Genomic DNA, 16,201 nt, shown 5'->3' with positions numbered 1-16,201 from the left:
GAAAAGAAATATTTTGCCGGTAGCGAGCACAGGTGTAAGAATTGTAAATTGTGATGGGTGTCACAGATTTTATCTGTTGAGCCCGCACAATGCTAGGGATGGAGGATTGTATGTTTAAAAAATTCGCGGTAGCTGCTGCCCTGTTGTGGTCGTTCGCCGACAGTGCGCTGGCGGCGGAAGCCGGCCGCGTCGTGTTCGTCACGGGCCAGGCGCAAGTGGGCCGCCACGCCGCCGTCCAGGATGCCACGATACAGGAGGGCGACGAGCTCTCGACCGGCGCCGACGGCTACGTCTACGTGAAGACCGTCGACGACGGCTTCCTGATCCTGCGCCCCAACAGCACCGCGCGCGTGGTGGCGTATTCGATCGACAAGAACGACCCGTCGAAGACCCAGGTGAAGCTCGAGCTGGTGCAGGGCGTGGCCCGCGCGATCTCGGGCCAGGGCGTCAAGCAGGCGCGCCAGAACTTCCGCTTCAACACGCCCGTCGCCGCGATCGGCGTGCGCGGCACCGACTTCACCGTCTACACCGACCAGCAGACGACGCGCGTGACCGTGCTGTCGGGTGGTGTGGTGATGAGCGGGTTTGGTAGCAATTGCTCGGCGGCGGGGACGGGGCCGTGTGAAGGGCGGAATGCGCGGGAGTTGTTTGCAGGGCAGGCGGGGTTGTTGCAGATAGAGCGCGGCAAGACTGTGCCGCAATTGCTGCAGAATCCTGCGCTGGTACCGGATCAAGCCGAAAAGCCTCGCAGCGATGAACCAGCCGCCAAGCCGACGGCACAGGCGCCGACGACGCAGGTGAACTTGGATCCGCAACGCTCGGAACAAGCGCTGAATAATGTGCGTCCCGTAACGGGGCAGACGCCGCCTGAGACGCCGGCTCCTTCCATCCCGGGTCCCGTTGTCGTGACTCCTCCTCCCGTCGTGATTGTGGAACCTCCGAAACCGGCGCTTCCTTCGGTGCCCGAAGTCTTCTGGGGCCGCTGGCAGGCAATTGCCGGCATGCCGGCAGTATTAGGTCGTATCGGCGATGCGGATGTGGACCTTGCGACTTATTACGGGCCTTACGCAATTACTCGGTTGAAGAATTCTGCGCTGGTGATGCCGAATGAGGGTACTGCAGCGTTCGCACTGACGAAAGGTGAAGCGATCATTAGCAACGCAGATGGGGACCGATTAGCGAATATCGATTCCGCGCAGCTGAGCATGGACTTTTCCAAGAAAACGTTTGCTACTTCGTTGGTCGTGAGCGCTGGTAATGATCGTGCAAATGTCAATGGTAGTGGCGTCATTACAGACAAGGGGATGCTCTATGAGGACAAACGCTCCGACACGATTATCCGAGGTTACTTGGGAGGTGCCAATGCTGAGCAAGCGGGGTATATCTTCAAGAATTACGCGAATCCTGGAATGACCGTAACTGGCGCAACTTTATGGGGGCGCTGAATATATAAAGAAAGATTTTTAGCGATACCCGGTGGTTTTTTGAAAGAATTTGTAAAAAAGATGTAGCAACAGCGTAAAAAAGTTGGCGTTTGTGATGGCGGTCACAACACTGCTCTGGCGATCTGGCAATATACTTCGCAGTTCTGCAATAGCCTACCGGAACACAGCAGTACGGTCCGGCAGCAGACTTGGTTATAACCACAATCTTAAAGGATTTAAACATCATGGCAGCACAAGACTACACCGCAGTAGTGCAACAACTGTACATCTCGTACTTCGGCCGTCCGGCTGACTACTTTGGCCTGCAGAACTTCTCGGCTCAGCTCGACGCAATGGGCGCACCGAAGACCTTCGCTGAAGTGCAAGCTGCTGTGCAGGCTGACGCCGCCGGCACCACTGCGCTGTCGAAGCTGGTCAACACCTTCAACAACTCGGAAGAGTCGATTGCCCTGTACGGTAACGACAACAGCCAGATCGGCATCTCGCGCTTCGTTGCTAACATCTACCAAAACGTTCTGGGCCGCGAAGCTGACACCGCTGGCTTCAACTTCTGGGTCAACGCTATCACCTCGGGCGCTCTGAGCAAGGCTAACGCCGCTGCTGCCATCACCCAAGGCGCACTGAACAACACCTCGGACCAGGGCAAGCTGGATGCGCTGACCGTGCAACACAAGCTGAGCGTCGCTACCGCGTTCACCGATGCACTGGACACTCCGACCGAATTCAACGCCTATGCAGGCGAAGATGCTGCTGCAACCGGCCGTTCGCTGCTGCAAGGCGTGAACAGCAGCACCGACGTGACCGCATACCAGTCGAACATCAACGATGCGATCAACACCATCGTTAACGTGTCGGTTCCGGGCTCGACCACCGGTCTGACCATCGGCGTCGATACCTTCAACGGCACCGCTGGCGACGACGTGTTCAACGCCATCCCGCAAAACGCGCAAGGCACTGGTGCCAATACCCTGGGCGCATTCGACACGATCGACGGCGGTGCAGGTAAAGACACGCTGAACATCTACACCGGCACTGGCACTGTCGACGGCGCTGCTGCTAAGTTCAACGTTGTCCAGCAAGGCACGGTGAAGAATGTTGAAACCATCAACATCTACAACCAGACTGGCGCTGTGTTCGGCACCACCACCAACGGCACCACCACTGTTGATGCATCGAAGTTCGTCGGCGCAACCAACATCAACCAAGTTGGCCTGGCTACTGGCGTGACCAAGCTGGCTGCCGGCACCACCGCAACCTTCACCAACGTGTCGGCCACCGGTGCTACCGCTCTGAGCGTTGCAGCTGCTGACGCTGCTACCTCGGCCAAAGTGGCTCTGAGCGGCGTGACTGGCGCTACCGCCAACAATCAAGCTACCCTGAACGTGTCGGGTGCTTCGCTGTCGTCCGTCACCGTGTCGGGCTCCATCGCTCAAGCTGACCCCGAAGGCGACGACGCTGCTTCGCTGGCACTGAACGTCAAGACTGGCGCATCGTCGACCGGCGTTTCGGTTTCGACCCTGACGGTTAACACCGCAGTGAAGACCACCCTGACCGTTGATGACACCGATGCAGACAGCGGTAACGTAACCACGATTGACGCATCGGCTTCGACCGGTGGCATCACCTTCGCTGGCGGCACTGCGGCTGTTCCGGAAGTTCCGGCGGATGAAGATGGTAATGGTGGTTCTGATGCTGTTGATGCTGTTGCGACCAAGGTTCTGACCATCCGCACCGGTACCGGTAACGACAACATCAACGCCATCTTCGCTACCGCTGCTGCTGCTGGCAGCGACGCTGCCAAGAACGCATCGATCTCGACCGGCGCTGGCAAAGACACGATCACTGTCGTGTCGACCGGCTCTGGCGGCTCGATCACCGTCGATGCAGGTGCTGGCGACGATACCATCAACGTCACCAAGACCGCTGGCGTCGCGCTCAACATCATGGGCGGCGAAGGCAACGACACCATCGCTCTGACCGGCACCCTGGCAACTACCGATGTCATCGACGGTGGCGCCGGTACCGACACCATCTCGGTCGCTGGTTCGAAGACCGCTCGTACCGCTGACGACTTCATCGTCTTCAACAAGCTGGTCAAGAACTTCGAAACCCTGAAGCTCACCGGCGTCGAAGGTTCGTCGACCGTCTCGTTCGACGCATCGAAGCTGGCTGCCACCTACACCACGATCAACCTGGGCGCTGGTTCGTACATCGAAAAAGTCGGCTCGCAAGCGATCGTTGCCAACGGCGACCTGCACGTGTCGGCTTCGGGCTACAGCGCAGCGACCGTGGCTGCAGGCAGCACCCCGGCAAAAGACGCTGTCTATGCTGGCACGCTGAACATCACCGAAAAAGCCACCGGCACCGTGACCGCCAACGCCGACATCGTCAAACTGACCGTCTCGGCAGGCACGACCGCCGCTGGCGTTGTCGGTACCCTGGCGGGCGACGCTCAGTCGGCTATCGTTACCGTGACCAACGGCCTGACCGCCGATGGCGAAACCGACACCGTCGCCAAGTTCGTGCTGAATAACAGCGCAACCGACGCAGCACTGAAGTCGGTTACCGTGTCGGGCACCGGTTCGGCAACCATCACCAACGCAGACGACACCGCGCTGGTTTCGGTTGATGCATCGGGCCTGGGTGGCAAGTACACCGTCGGTACCGACGCAGGCAAGGCAATCGCTGGTCTGGAGTACATCTCGACCAACACCGCAGCTGAAACCATCAAGCTGGGTGCTGGCGTTGACAAGATCAGCCTGGGTGCTTCGAACTACGGCGCAATCGACACGGTTACCGGCCTGAACCTGGTTCTGGCTGCTGATGGCAAGTCGCTGGATGCCAAGTCGGACTCGCTGATCCTGACCGGCGTGACCACCACTGACGTCGTCAAGTTCACCACGACCCAGACCGACCTGGATCTGGCCCTGAAAGATGCGGCCGCTGCCATGACCTCGACGGTTCACACCGTTGTGTTCGCCCTGGGCGGTGACACCTACATCTACCACGATGCCACCACCGGTACCGTGGGCGGTGTGGACGCAGCTGACACCATCGTCAAGCTGACCGGCACCATCGATCAGAATGCTCTGATCGTGGATCTGGGCGGCAAGGTTGCTTAATTAAGCGTCGTTTTTGCGGGACCGAGCTTTGCGGGGTTCCGCGAAAACTAAGGTGTTCTTGTTTTGTCGGTCGGTCAGTTTGACTTTCTGTAGTGCTGTCGAATGCGGAGCATTGCTCTGCTGAGTGTCGGCCGGATGGAATAACGTAACGCGAACGCATAACAACGGTACCTTCGAGGGGTCATGCTGAAAAGCATGGCCCTTTTTCATACGCGCCTGACGGCCGGCATTCATCTATTTGCAAGCATCGTACAAGCTAGCCTTGGCGTGAACTGCAACGGAAAAGGGCAGTCGAGTGCGGGCGGAAAGCGGGGGATAAGCCCAACAGCGATATGTCAGCAGCGTCTCCGGTGCAGCCCGTATGCGGATAGAAAATGGTAGGTCACGCTAGCGTCGCCAACGCCTACTGTCGTAACGATCCCGGCACCACAAATCCGCAACATTCTTCTTGGTAAAATGTGATGCTCGTCACATTTCTTGGCGTTTTTAGGCGATAATGTTCCGTCTGCTCGATGCTGGCCAGAATCCAGCTATCAAGCACCTCTTCCTGACGGCCTAAAAATGATCAATAAACTATCCGAAGCAAAGAACGAGATCGCGGTGGCCTTGCGCGGTTTCAAAAGCACGTTCGTCACCGTTGGCACCTTCAGTGCCATTACGAACCTGCTGGCACTGGTGCCTTCGCTCTACATGCTGCAGGTCTATGACCGTGTGCTCGCCAGCCGCAACGAAATCACGTTGCTGATGCTGACGCTGATGATGCTCGGCGCCTATCTGCTGATGTCCTCGCTGGAAATGATGCGCAGCTTCGTGCTGGTGCGTGTCGGCGCCAAGTTCGATATGCTTCTCAACAAGCGCGTCTATACGGCGGCGTTCGAGCAGAACCTCAAGCGTGCTGGTGGTAACGCGGGCCAAGCGTTGAACGACCTGACCAACCTGCGCCAGTTCTTGACCGGCAATGCGCTGTTCGCGTTCTTCGACGCGCCGTGGTTCCCGTTCTACATCATCGTCATCTTCTTCTTCGAACCCTGGCTGGGCCTGTTCGCGCTGTGCGGGACGGCCATCCTAATCGTCCTGGCCGTCGTCAACGAACGCGTATCGCGTGGGCCGCTCAGCGAAGCCAATACGATGGCGCTCGCCGCCGGTAACCTGGCGACCAACAACCTGCGCAATGCCGAAGTCATCGAATCGATGGGCATGCTGCCCAACCTGATGCGCCGCTGGTTCAAGCTGCACAGCCGCTTCCTGAACCTGCAAGCCGAAGCCAGCCAGAAGGCCGGTGTCGTCGGTGCAATCACCAAGTTCTTCCAGACCTCGCTGACCTCGCTGGTGCTCGGTTTCGGTGCGCTGCTGGCGGTCGAGGGCCGTATTACGCCGGGCATGATGATTGCCGCGTCGATCCTCGTCGGTCGCGCATTGGCACCGGTGCAGCAGGTGATCTCCGTCTGGAAATCGTGGGCCAGTACCCGCAGCGCCTACGAGCGTCTGGCAAAACTGCTGAACGACAATCCGGAGCGTAGCGCCGGCATGGAGCTGCCGAAGCCGCAGGGTGCGGTTACGGTCGAAAGCGTGACCGCGGCGCCGCCAGGCGCGCAGCAGGCCGTGTTGCGCGGCCTGTCGTTCGGTATTGTGCCGGGCGATGCGCTGGGCGTCATTGGTCCCTCCGGTTCCGGCAAGTCGACTCTGGCGCGCCTGCTGGTGGGTGTGTGGCCTGCCGTGGGTGGCAAGGTACGCCTCGACGGCGCCGACATCTACAGCTGGAACAAGGCCGAACTCGGCCCGAACATCGGCTACCTGCCACAGGATATCGAGCTGTTCGGCGGCACCGTCAGCGACAACATCGCCCGCTTCGGTGAAGTGGATGCGGAAAAAGTCGTCGAAGCCGCCAAGCGTGCCGGCGTCCACGACATGATCCTGCACCTGCCCAAGGGCTACGATACGCCGCTGGGCGATGGTGGCGCCGGCTTGTCGGGCGGCCAGAAGCAGCGTTTGGGCCTGGCACGTGCCATGTACGACGATCCGGCACTGCTCGTGCTCGATGAGCCGAATTCGAACCTGGATGAAGTGGGCGAACAGGCACTGGTCCAGGCCGTGCTCGACATGCGCCGCCGCGGCAAGACCGTCGTGCTCATCACGCACCGTACCAGCATCATCGGCGCGACCAACAAATTGCTCCTTCTCCGCGACGGTGTCGCCCAGGCATTCGGCCCGACCGACCAGGTGCTGGCGGCCATCCAGGAAGCGAACCAGAAAGCACAGGCGCAAGCCCAGGCTCAACAGCAGGCGGCGCAGCAGGCACGCCAGGCGCAGCTGCAGGCACAGGCAGCTGCTGCCGCGACTGAACAAGGAAGCAAATAAATGAAGCTGATTCAACAGAAGGATGCGGCCACCGAAGTCATCAGCCATGACGTTGCGCCGCTGACCGTGAACACCGATGCGCGCTCGTATGCGCGCATCGGCTGGCTGATCGTGCTGTTTGGCTTTGTCGGTTTCCTGGTCTGGGCGTGCTTCGCGCCGCTCGACAAGGGCGTGCCGATGTCGGGTACCGTGGCTAAAGAGTCGAACCGCAAGAGCGTGCAGCACCAGACGGGGGGCACCATCCAGGAAATCCTCGTCAAGGACGGCGACGTCGTGAAGGCAGGGCAGGTGCTGGTGCGCATGAATGCGATTACCGCCAAGGCCGGCTACGACATCACCGAAGCGCAGTACCTGACGGCGCGCGCCACCGAGGCGCGATTGATGGCCGAGCAACTCGGTCAAAAAACCATCCGCTTCCCGGAAGAGCTGACCAAGCGTGCCAATGATCCGCGCGTGGCCGAGATGATGACGCTGCAAAGCCAATTGCTGGCTTCACGTCAGGCATCGCTGCAGAATGAGCTGGGCGGCGTGGATGAGAACATTGCTGGTCTGAAAGTGCAGATCCAGGGCCTGCAGGAATCGCGCGACAGCAAGAAGGCCCAGGTAGGCTTCCTGAAGGAGCAACTCGAAGGCATGCGCGACCTGGCCAAGGACGGCTACGTTGCCCGCAACCGCCTGCTGGACCTTGAGCGTACCTACGCGCAGCTCCAGGGTGAGATTTCCGAGGACATCGGCAACATCGGCCGTGCCCAGCGTCAGGTCATGGAAATGACGCTGCGTAAATCTCAGCGCATGCAGGAATACCAGAAGGAAGTGCGCACGACGCTGGCCGACACGCAGAAAGAGGCGGAAGCCCAGGGCGCCCGCATGAGCGCCCAGCAATTCGAGCTGTCGAACGTCGACGTCAAGGCGCCGGTCAGCGGCACCGTGGTCGGCCTGGCCGTGTTCACCAATGGCGGCGTGGTGCAGCCGGGCTTCAAGATGATGGACATCGTGCCGACCGACGATCCCCTGATCGTTGAAGGCCAGCTGCCCGTCAACCTCGTCGACAAGATCCATGATGGTCTGCCGACCGAGCTGATTTTCTCGGCATTCAACGCCAACCGTACACCGCATATTCCGGGCATTGTCGAAACGGTGTCGGCCGACCGTAGCGTCGACGAGCGTACTGGCGCTGCTTACTACAAGGTCCGCGTAAAAGTGTCGCAGGAAGGTGCCAAGATGATCGCCCATCATAAGATGGATATTCGTCCAGGCATGCCAGTAGAATTGTTCGTCAAGACTGGCGAGCGCACGATGATGAGCTACCTGCTTAAGCCGGTATTTGACCGCGCCCATTCTTCAATGAGCGAGGACTGACTGTGGCGAAAGTGATGAACAAGGCGAGCGTTTTAAGTTGGAAAGCGTTGGTCACCTCGGCATTGCTGGCGTTTGTTGCCGGCAATGCGGCCGCGGTGAGCCTGCAACAAGCATATGAAGCGGCACTGAAGAATGATCCGCAGTACCGGATGAATTATTATGAAAACGAGTCGGCCAAGGAAAATGTAATCATCGGTCGTTCTAACTTGCTGCCACAGGTGTCGGCAAGTGTTACTGCGAACCGAAATATTGCGGATCGGTATCAGTGCTGTACGAGGGAAGGCGATCGTGTCTTTGACCAGCCACGGTATATCAGTCGTTCTTCGGTAATCCAGGTGAGGCAGCCTATCCTCAACCTTGACGGCATTGTGCGTTATCGACAAGGTAAAGTGCAGACTCAGCAAGGATCGAAAAAGTTCGAATCCGATACGAATGAAGTGATCTTACGTGTCGTCGGCGCGTACGCAGATGCCTTGTTTGCCGAAGATCAGGTGGAGCTCTCCAAGGTGCAGCGTGACATGTACCTTGAGCAGATGAAGGTAAATAATCGTCTGTTCGAAAAGGGCGAAGGGACGAAAACCGACATGCTGGAAACCCAAGCTCGGTTGGATTTGGCCGAAGCGCAGCTGGTGGAGGCCCAGAACAATGCAGTAGCCCAACGCAATACGCTTGCTGGCATCATCGGCATGGACCCGGGAACGCTTGATAAGCTTGGAGAGAATTTCCACTTCCAAGATCTCCCGCTTAAGTCGTTCGACGACTGGCGTACTACCGCGCTGGAGCGAAATCCGCTGCTCGCGGCTGGGCGTCTGGCGATCGAAAACGCTCGCCTGGAAGTCCAGCGTGACAAGGCAGGACATCTGCCTCGTCTTGACCTTGTTGCGTCCTATGGTAAAGACGAATCGGCTACGCTAACGAGCTTTAATCAGGATGTATTGAACCGTGCTGTCGGCGTACAACTAAATATCCCTATTTACCAAGGTGGCGCGATTAGTGCGACGACACGTCAAGCTGCCGCGAATCTGGAACGTACCCGAGCCGATCTCGATAATCGCTCCAACCAGATCATGGTGGAGTTGCGAAAATCTTTCGACCTAGTGCAAAACAGCGTCGCTAAGATCAAGGCGTTGGAGCGTGCTGTCGCTTCCGGTAAGGAACTCATGACTGCCACTGAACAGAGCATCAAGGGGGGAGTTCGTATTAATCTTGATTTGTTGAATGCTCAACAACAGCTATATACGAGCCAGCGAGATTTGGCGCAGGCGCGATATGCTTACCTGATCGGTTTGCTGCGCTTGCGTGCAGATGCTGGTACGTTAGATGAAAGCTCTGTACGTGAGGTGGCAGCGTACTTTCGCTGATTAATAGGTTCGCTTATTCTTTAGAAGAGCAAATTCTACATAGTGACCGCTCATTTAACAGCTCTGTAGAATCACCAAACCGCTGCTCACGCAGCGGTTTTTTTTATTCCCGGAAATTTAATATACGTAACAATTCCATTCGGAAATGTAAGCAATCACTTCCTCCAAGAAATAGTATCCATGAGCAACTAGCTCAGCACGATTGAGCTCGCTTTGCGCCGCCTTATTGTCGAATCGGGTAGTATTTCTTTACATTGTGATATAGGAGGCAGTCATGGCAGATAACACCCAAGCAGTACAAAAGCTGTACATCGAATACTTCCAACGCCCGGCCGACCCGGAAGGCCTGAAGTTCTGGGTCGATGCCCTGAACGGCAACTCCAATCCGAACCTGCTGGCCCAGATCGAGCATGATTTCGCTACCTCGGCGGAATACAACGCCACCTACAGCGGCATGAGCAACCGCGAGATGATCCAGAAGGTCTACAACAACGTGTTCGGCCGTACGGCCGATACCGAAGGCCTGAACTTCTGGACCAATGCGCTCGACACGCATTCGATCAGCGTGGAAACCATGGTGCGCGAAATCGTCAAGGGTGCGCAGACCGCGCAGAACGCGGATGCCGTCGTGTTCAACGGCCGCGTCGCCGTGGCTACCGAATTCACCACCCATATCGACACCCAGGCGGAAATCGACGCCTACCTGAAGCCAAATGGGTTCAAGATCGCGTCGGACTATGTCGGCGACGTCGTCGACCTGGGCAGCGCCGCCCGCGCCATGCAGCCGAGCCTGATCGACGACGCCATCGCGCAGATCGTCGGTACGCAGACGGCCACGGCCGAAGTCGCGCACATCGCCTGAAGCGGCATCCAATGAAAAACGCCCCGGCCGCATGACGCGGTCCGGGGCGTTTTCTTGCGCAGGCAGGCCCCAATTTTGCGAGCGTCTCGATAACGCAGGCGGCAATTGGGTGATAGTGCCGGTGGCACTATCACGCCTGCGCAGGGACGACGTTTTTTCAAGCCGCTTGATTAATACGCGGCAGTGCCTTCGGCTTCCTTGCTGGCCGCCTGCTTGCCCGCACAATGCGGACACGATTTACCAACCACATACTCCGGCGCCAGCTGCTGGCGCGGCGTCACCACGGCGCGGCAGGCGAAGCACTGCACGGTCTCGGTCGGTTCCAGTTTCGGGTTCAGCGCGGTACGGTAGTCGAACACGAAGCAATCGCCCGTGTAGTGGTCGCCGCCGACTTCCTCGAAGTACTTCAGGATGCCGCCATCGAGCTGGTAGACGCGGTCGTAGCCGATGTTCTGCATGTGGATGGCCGCTTTTTCGCAACGGATGCCGCCGGTGCAGAAGGTCACCACGGTCTTGCCCTGCAATTCGTCCTTGTGCGCGGCGACGACGTCCGGGAACTCGCTGAACTTGTCGATGCGGTAGTCGAGCGTGTTGTTGAAGGTGCCGACGTCGACTTCGAACGCGTTGCGGGTTTCCATCATGACGACGGGGACGCCATCGTCGTCGTGGCCCTGGTCGAGCCAGCGCTTCAGGGTCTTCGGGTCGACCGACGGGGCGCGGCCCAGTTCCGGCTTGATGAGGGGCATGCGCATCGTGATGATTTCCTTCTTGATGCGGACCAGCATGCGGCGGTGCGATTGCTCCGTCGATAGGCTTTCCTTCCACTCCAGGTCGGCCAGGCGCGGGTCGCTGCGCACCCAGGCCAGGTACTGGTCGATCTGCGCGCGGGGACCGGAGACGAACATATTGATGCCTTCCGGCGTCAGCAGCACGGTGCCCTTGAGCCCGAGCTCGTTGCACAGCGCCTGGTATTGCGGGCGCATCTCTTCGAGGTTGTCGAGGGTGATGAATTTATAGGCGGCAATGTTGACGTGCGTGGTCATGGTGATCGGTTCGGAAGGCGGAAAGACAGCCGGCTATTATAAGGCAGGGAGGCGGCACAGTCAGCCGAGCGGCAACGCTCACACCATCAGTACTTCTATCCCACGATTTTTCACTACTTGCAGCATTTTCAAGGCAAGCCCGCTTGGGTGCTTTTGGCCGGATTCCCATTTCTGGACGGTGCTTGCACTGGTATTGATCAAGCGCGCAAAAAGCGCCTGGCTCAATTTGTTTTCCACACGAATAGTCTTGATTTCTTCAGGGGCCAAGTTGGCCACAGGTTGAAGACACAGCGCTTCAAAGTGCCGCATCGTCTTGTCGTCCATGGCACCGACGCTGTGTAGTGCAGCTGCGGACGCATGCATTGCAGCGAGCCGAGCGCTCTTCGGGTCAGTCTTCTTTGCAGTCATTGCAAATCTCCAGTAACTTTTTATGGGCAATCAGCTGGTTGAGCTGAGTATCAGTAAGCGCAGCATAACTTTTCGCCAGCATCTTGTAGCCTTGCTCTTCGTCGTTATCGATGTTGGCGCGTTCGTTCTTGGCAAAAAGGTATTCGTACACCCAGCGCTTGCCGGCTTTGGCAAGGATGATTGAACGATGCATATTTTTGTTCAGGCGCTTTTTGTACACCCCGCCGCCCAGATCCGCATCATATTGCCCTTTCATGACCTCTTCGATGGCGACGCATAGATCTTTGTCGGTAATGCCGTCCTTGCGCGCCGACTTCGCAAACAGCGCAGTTTTGAACACGCGCATTGTTTTCGGCGCGCGGTCTGCCGTTGCTGGAGCTTGGATGGATTTCTTCGTCGGCATCCAGTAAGTATAGCACCAAGTCCGTTAGTTGGCCTTTGCGGCTCGTCCGGTGACGCGGCATGCTTGTCAAGATCCTTGCTGTTTGTAAATCGCCACGGAGTATGCAATCCGGCAAGCCGGGATCCCGGACCCGGCCCGGTCGCGGTAAAATGCCCGGATGACTTCCCCGACTTTTACCCACCTTCGCGTTCACTCGGAATACTCGATCGTCGACGGCCTGGTCCGCATCGACGACCTGGTCGCGGCCGCCGTCAAGGACCAGCAGCCGGCCGTGGCGGTCACCGACCTGGCCAATGCGTTCGCCCTGGTCCGCTTCTATAAAGCGGCGCGCGGGAAGGGGGTCAAGCCGATCGTCGGGGTCGATGCCTGGATCACCAACGACGACAACCGCGACAAGCCGTTCCGCCTGCTCATCCTGTGCAAGAACCGCACCGGCTACCTGCAGCTGTGCGAACTGCTGTCGAAGGCGTGGCTGACCAACCAATACAAAGGCCGGGCCGAGATCCGCGTCGAGTGGCTGGAGGCGCTGGCGACCTCGGTCTCCACGCTCGAGCCGGAGGTGCCGCAGGCGAACGGCCTGATCGTGCTGTCCGGCGCCCAGTTCGGCGACATCGGCCAGGCCATCGACAACGGCGACGTAGCCAAGGCCGAGGCCTGCGCGCGGCGCTGGGCGCAGATCTTCCCGGGGCATTTCTATGTCGAGATCCAGCGCGCCGGCCAGCCGAACCAGGAGCAGCAGGTGCGCCATTCGGTGGCGCTGGCGGGCCGCCTGGGGCTGCCGGTGGTCGCCACGCATCCGGTCCAGTTCATCAGCAAGGACGAATTCATCGCCCACGAGGCGCGCGTTTGTATCGCGGAAGGCGAGATGCTGGCCAACGCCAAGCGCGTGCGCCGCTTCAACGAAGGCATGTGCTTCAAGTCGCAGGCCGAGATGGCCGAGCTGTTCAAGGACTTGCCGGGCGCGCTGGCCAACTCGGTGGAAATCGCCAAGCGCTGCAACGTCACCCTCACGCTGGGCAAGCCGCAGCTGCCGAACTTCCCGACCCCGGGCATGACCATCGACGAGTTCCTCGTCGCGGAAACGAAGAAGGGCCTGGAAGAGCGCCTCGTCCAGCTGTATCCGGACCCGGAGCAGCGCGAGAAGGAACGGCCACGCTACGAGGCGCGCCTGCAGTTCGAGAACGAGACCATCATCAAGATGAAGTTCCCGGGCTACTTCCTGATCGTGGCGGAGTTCATCCAGTGGGGCAAGAACAACGGCGTGCCGATCGGGCCGGGCCGCGGCTCCGGCGCGGGTTCGCTGGTCGCGTACGCGCTCAAGATCACGGACCTGGATCCGCTGAAGTACAACCTGCTGTTCGAGCGCTTCCTGAACCCGGAACGCGTCTCGATGCCCGACTTCGACATCGACTTCTGCCAGGAAAAGCGAGAGCTGGTCATCCAGCACGTGAAGGACCTGTACGGCCGCGACGCGGTCTCGCAGATCGCCACCTTCGGTACGATGGCGGCCAAGGGCGCGATCCGCGACGTGGGCCGCGTGCTCGATTTCGGCTATACCTTCTGCGACGGCGTGTCGAAGCTGATCCCGTTCAAGCCGGGCAAGCCGGTGTCGATCGCCGAGGCGATCGAGGAGGAGCCGCTGCTCAAGGAGCGGCTGGAGAACGAGGAGGAGGTCAAGCAGCTGCTCGACCTGGCGCAGCAGGTCGAAGGCATCACCCGCAACATCGGCATGCACGCCGGCGGCGTGCTGATCGCCCCCGGCAAGCTGACCGACTTCTGCCCGCTGTACACGCAGGGCGGCGATGCCGGCGTGGTCTCGCAGTACGACAAGGACGACGTGGAGGCGGCCGGCCTCGTGAAGTTCGACTTCCTGGGCCTGACCACGCTGACCATCCTGGACCGCGCCGTCAACTACATCCGCGCGCTCGATCCGCAGGATGCGGAGTTCGACCTGGCCAAGGTGGCGCTGACCGACCGGCCGTCGTACAAGCTGCTCACCGAGGCGAAGACCGTCGCCGTGTTCCAGCTTGAATCGCGCGGCATGCAGGGCATGCTGAAGGATGCGCGGCCCGACCGCTTCGAGGACATCATCGCGCTGGTGGCGCTGTACCGTCCGGGCCCGATGGACCTGATCCCGGACTTCTGCAAACGCAAGCACGGCGAGAAGTTCGACTACCCGGACCCGCGCACCGAGTCGATCCTGTCCGAGACCTACGGCATCATGGTCTACCAGGAGCAGGTGATGCAGATGGCGCAGATCGTCGGCGGCTACTCGCTGGGCGGCGCGGACATGCTGCGCCGCGCGATGGGCAAGAAGAAGCCGGAAGAGATGGCGCAGCACCGCGAGATCTTCCGCGCCGGCGCGGCCAAGGATGGCCTGACGCAGGAAAAGGCCGACGAGATCTTCGACTTGATGGAGAAGTTCGCGGGCTACGGCTTCAACAAGTCGCACGCGGCCGCGTACGCGCTGCTGTCGTACCACACGGCCTACCTGAAGGTCCACCATACCGCCGCGTTCATGGCAGCCAACATGTCGCTGGCCATGGAAGACACGGAGAAGATCAAGATCCTCGTCGAGGATTCGATCGACGTCTGCAAGCTGACGATCCTGCCGCCGGACGTGAACGAATCGCAGTTCCGCTTCACCCCGGAAGGCCAGCCGCGTTCCGTCACCGGCAAGCAGGTGTCGAACATCCGCTACGGCCTGGGCGGCGTGAAGGGCGCGGGGCAGGGCGCGATCGAGGCGATCATCGCCGCGCGCGAGGAAGGCGGCAAGTTCAAGGACCTGTTCGACTTCTGCAAGCGCGTCGACCGCAAGCAGATCAACCGCCGCACGATCGAATCGCTGATCCGCGCCGGCGCCATGGATTGTTTCGGCGTGGACCGCGCGGTGCTGCTGGCCTCCGTGAGCTTCGCCATCGAAGTGGCCGACCAGGCCGCGGCGTCCGCCAACCAGGTCAGCCTGTTCGGCGGCGACGACAGCGACCTGGTGGCCCCGCCGGAATACGTGAAGGCCACGCCGTGGACGGACCGCCAGAAGCTGTCCGAGGAAAAGATCGCGCTGGGCTACTACCTGTCCGGCCACATGTTCGACTCCTACGCGAAGGAGGTGCGGCGCTTCGCCAAGACCAAGCTCTCCGACCTGGAACCGTCGCGCGACCCGCGCATGCTGTGCGGCGTCATCACCGGCGTGCGCACCCAGCTGACGCAGCGCGGCAAGATCCTGATCGTCCAGCTCGACGACAAGTCGGGCGTGGTCGAAGTCACGATCTACAACGAGCTGATGGAGCAGAACAAGAACATCTTCCGCGAGGACGAGTTCCTGCTGGTGGTGGGCAAGGTATCGGAAGACCGCTTCAACGGCGGCCTGCGCATCACGGCCGAAAAGGCCTTCGACATCGCCGCGGCCCGCATCCAGTATGGCCACAAGCTGGAGATGGACCTGGCCTGCACGGCCTCACCGTCCAAGCTGGCGGAGATCCTGCAGCCCTACCGCCAGACCGACGGCCTCCCGGTGAGCCTGCGCGTGACGCCGCAGGGCATCCCGTGCACGCTGCAGCTGGGCGACGACTGGCGGGTGGCGCCGTCGGATGAGCTCAAGCATGCGCTCGAGTTGCAGCTGGGGGCGAAAGAGGTGGCGGTCGAGTACTAGGACGCGGCGCTAATACCGTCGCCCCAAAAAATACCGTCGCCCATGCGAAAATACCGTCGCCCCTGCGAAAATACCGTCGCCCCTGCGAAGGCAGGGGCCCAATTTTTCACGCGCAACTGCAACGCATACAAGATTGGGTCCCTGCCTTCGCAGGGACGACGGCGCTTTTTATTGCGGAGGTAACGTAG

At 59.9% G+C, this 16,201-nt stretch carries 10 protein-coding genes; 7 read left to right on the top strand and 3 right to left on the bottom strand.

Annotated elements, in window-relative coordinates:
* Positions 1 to 110: 110 nt before the first annotated feature.
* The 6 genes from QPK32_RS16275 to QPK32_RS16250 all read left to right on the top strand — a co-directional run bounded on the left by QPK32_RS16275 (position 111) and on the right by QPK32_RS16250 (position 10,507).
* The gene (locus tag QPK32_RS16275) at positions 111 to 1,445 is read left to right on the top strand and encodes a FecR family protein (RefSeq protein WP_290413837.1); all 1,335 of its coding nucleotides are present in this window, start codon (positions 111 to 113) and stop codon (positions 1,443 to 1,445) included.
* Between the two features lie 224 nt (positions 1,446 to 1,669).
* Entirely contained in the window at positions 1,670 to 4,567 is a 2,898-nt protein-coding gene (locus QPK32_RS16270; RefSeq protein ID WP_290413836.1) for a DUF4214 domain-containing protein, read from the top strand.
* A 561-nt stretch (positions 4,568 to 5,128) separates the two neighbouring features.
* The gene (locus tag QPK32_RS16265; protein ID WP_290413835.1) at positions 5,129 to 6,925 is read left to right on the top strand and encodes a type I secretion system permease/ATPase; all 1,797 of its coding nucleotides are present in this window, start codon (positions 5,129 to 5,131) and stop codon (positions 6,923 to 6,925) included.
* A complete protein-coding gene (locus QPK32_RS16260) occupies positions 6,926 to 8,284 on the top strand; it encodes an HlyD family type I secretion periplasmic adaptor subunit (protein ID WP_290413834.1) in 1,359 nt (452 codons plus the stop codon).
* Positions 8,285 to 8,298: 14 nt separating this feature from the next.
* The gene (locus QPK32_RS16255) at positions 8,299 to 9,645 is read left to right on the top strand and encodes a TolC family outer membrane protein (protein ID WP_290413833.1); all 1,347 of its coding nucleotides are present in this window, start codon (positions 8,299 to 8,301) and stop codon (positions 9,643 to 9,645) included.
* Between the two features lie 274 nt (positions 9,646 to 9,919).
* Positions 9,920 to 10,507: a DUF4214 domain-containing protein gene (locus tag QPK32_RS16250; RefSeq protein ID WP_290413832.1), complete on the top strand. Its 588-nt coding sequence runs from the start codon at positions 9,920 to 9,922 to the stop codon at positions 10,505 to 10,507.
* Positions 10,508 to 10,677: 170 nt separating this feature from the next.
* On the opposite strand, the gene QPK32_RS16245 is transcribed toward QPK32_RS16250, so the two are convergent.
* The 3 genes from QPK32_RS16245 to QPK32_RS16235 form a co-directional block, all read right to left on the bottom strand.
* Positions 10,678 to 11,550 carry a sulfurtransferase gene (locus tag QPK32_RS16245; protein WP_290413831.1) on the bottom strand — a complete coding sequence of 291 codons (873 nt, stop codon included), beginning with the start codon at positions 11,548 to 11,550 and terminating at the stop codon, positions 10,678 to 10,680.
* A 78-nt stretch (positions 11,551 to 11,628) separates the two neighbouring features.
* Positions 11,629 to 11,958: a DNA-binding transcriptional regulator gene (locus tag QPK32_RS16240; RefSeq protein ID WP_290413830.1), complete on the bottom strand. Its 330-nt coding sequence runs from the start codon at positions 11,956 to 11,958 to the stop codon at positions 11,629 to 11,631.
* Entirely contained in the window at positions 11,939 to 12,361 is a 423-nt protein-coding gene (locus QPK32_RS16235) for a type II toxin-antitoxin system RelE/ParE family toxin (RefSeq protein WP_290413829.1), read from the bottom strand. The genes QPK32_RS16240 and QPK32_RS16235 overlap by 20 nt, the downstream gene beginning before the upstream one ends.
* A 157-nt stretch (positions 12,362 to 12,518) precedes the next feature.
* Here QPK32_RS16235 and dnaE point away from each other — a divergent pair, with 157 nt between their 5' ends.
* Entirely contained in the window at positions 12,519 to 16,013 is a 3,495-nt protein-coding gene (dnaE, locus tag QPK32_RS16230) for a DNA polymerase III subunit alpha (protein ID WP_290413828.1), read from the top strand.
* Positions 16,014 to 16,201 lie beyond the last annotated feature (188 nt).

The organism is Massilia sp. YIM B02763 (assembly GCF_030412015.1).
Classification (GTDB): domain Bacteria; phylum Pseudomonadota; class Gammaproteobacteria; order Burkholderiales; family Burkholderiaceae_D; genus Telluria.
Note: the sequence above shows the minus strand (reverse complement) of the source record. Positions and strands in the feature narration are given on the sequence as shown.